We start from the raw sequence: 1,214 nt of genomic DNA, 5'->3' as shown, positions 1-1,214 counted from the left end.
CGTCTTGTATCTCTCATTGATAAATGATTAGCTATCGTTTATCACATCGAAGTCAGTGAGCTTGCCTGTGCGTCTAGTATTTAATACTGCTCCGTAGATAAGGCCCTGACTTTCTATTCTCAGAAACTGAATGGTATCCAAGCACACTTTTTTTAAGTAGATGCTGTATGTACAAGGGGAGTAAGTAGAGATGATGTTTATCGGCATTGATATTAGTAAAGAGAAGATTGATTTATCGTGGTTGAGAGACCAGCTTACAAACAAGATTAAAACAAAAGTCTTTAAAAACAAGCGCCAAGACTTTTTAGCAATAGAAAAATGGCTTTTAAATACAACAAAAAGCGCTGCTAATGAGCTCGTTATCACCCTCGAACCAACGGGTGTTTATCATGAAGCACTGATGTATTTTTTACACGAGCGAGGCTTTAATATTATTTTAGCGAATCCTGGTAAAGCTAAAAAGTATGCAGACGCTTTAAACATAATTCACAAAACAGACAAATCTGATGCAACGATGCTTGCTCATTACGGCTGTGCTAAGCACGCAGTCGTTAATTATTGGCAACCTGAAGCATTAGAGGTTAGAGAGCTTAAAGCTCTTATTCGTCGTTTAGATGCGCTTGAGAGTAACCGACAACGAGAAGCAAACCGATTAGAAGCAAGTGAATTCAGTAACGTTTCAGCACGTGTTTGCCAATCGATAAAAGTGACTATCGCGTTTTTAGACGATGAAATTAAACAGCTTAAATCTGACATTGATAACCACATAGATAATGAACCTGATTTAAAAAGAAACAGGAAACTACTAGAGTCTATCCCTGGCATTGGGCCCGTATTATCGAGAGAGCTGACGTATTTATTTGCGGCTAAGAAATTTAATAAAGCCAAAGAAGCGGCGGCTTATTGTGGGTTAATCCCACGGCATAATGAATCGGGTAAATTAAAAGGGCGAACGTCAATCAGTAAACTTGGGCCAGCCAGAATTCGATGCAAACTTTATATGGCAGCCATTGTCGCCGGGCAATGGAATAAAACAATAAAACGACACAAGTTAACGTTAATAAATAATGGTAAAACACCGATGCAAGCTGTGTGTGCAAATATGCGAAAGCTCATTCATATATGTTTTGGTGTAATAAAAAACCAAGAAGCGTTTAAGCTCCAAGAAAGTTAAATACGACCTTGAAGCTTAAAATGAGAGATGGTATCTACAA

1 protein-coding gene is annotated in these 1,214 nt (G+C 38.1%); it reads left to right on the top strand.

Annotation, left to right across the window (positions count from 1 at the left end):
• Window positions 1–190: 190 nt before the first annotated feature.
• Window positions 191–1,174, top strand: a complete 984-nt coding sequence (locus I6F66_RS20635; protein WP_197209677.1) for an IS110 family transposase — start codon at window positions 191–193, stop codon at window positions 1,172–1,174.
• Window positions 1,175–1,214 lie beyond the last annotated feature (40 nt).

Origin of the sequence: Pseudoalteromonas sp. NZS100_1 (assembly GCF_015864285.1) — a bacterium.
Taxonomy (GTDB): Bacteria; Pseudomonadota; Gammaproteobacteria; order Enterobacterales; family Alteromonadaceae; genus Pseudoalteromonas; species Pseudoalteromonas arctica.
The sequence above is the reverse complement of the archived record's forward strand: the minus strand, read 5'-3'. Positions and strand labels throughout refer to the sequence as shown.

Coding starts and splice junctions, on each gene's coding strand:
- I6F66_RS20635 (WP_197209677.1), top strand. CDS start 191: ATGATGTTTATCGGCATTGATATTAGTAAAGAGAAGATTGATTTATCG.